Annotated in this window: 1 protein-coding gene; it reads right to left on the bottom strand. The window is 63.9% G+C overall.

All coding sequences use genetic code 11. The features are described 5' to 3' along the window. Nucleotides 1-162: 162 nt before the first annotated feature. The coding region (locus NNO08_RS22940) for a phosphodiester glycosidase family protein (RefSeq protein WP_260512479.1) at nucleotides 163-462 on the bottom strand (300 nt) is incomplete at its 5' end.

The following is a 462-nucleotide window of genomic DNA, read 5'->3' as shown; positions in this document are numbered from 1 at the left end:
AGTCCGGTGACCAAGAACATCCCAGCATTGAAGTATCTGTCCTACCGGCTGTTCATGAAGCGTTATGACGCGCGGTGGCTGGTGACCAGGATGACGACCATCACCTCGCTGGATTTGACGCCGCAGGTGTAGCAGGACCGAGCCCGCCGGCGCTGCGAAGCCTTAGTTGAACGCCAGCCAGCTGGGCAGCGCCCGCTCATGGGAGTCACAGAGCACCTGACGGGTGTCGCACGATCCTTTCGGCGACCCAGCGCCGGCCCACATGCCCCCGGTATCACGGCGCAGAACGATCGCCGATGACCCCCCGCCGTCGAGCAGAATCGCGGTGTCACTACCCAGGCCGCGGAACAGGTCTTGGATGTTGTCCGGGGTGTAGTTGCCGCCCTGGAAGATGTACATCTCGTCCTTCTGCTTCGCATAGGCAAGCGCCGTTCGCGCGGCGCTGGGACCGCCGTCGTGGAG

The sequence above is a fragment of the Citrobacter sp. Igbk 17 genome (assembly GCF_028069775.1).
Lineage (GTDB): Bacteria > Pseudomonadota > Gammaproteobacteria > Enterobacterales > Enterobacteriaceae > Citrobacter.
This window is presented reverse-complemented; position numbering and strand designations above follow the sequence as displayed.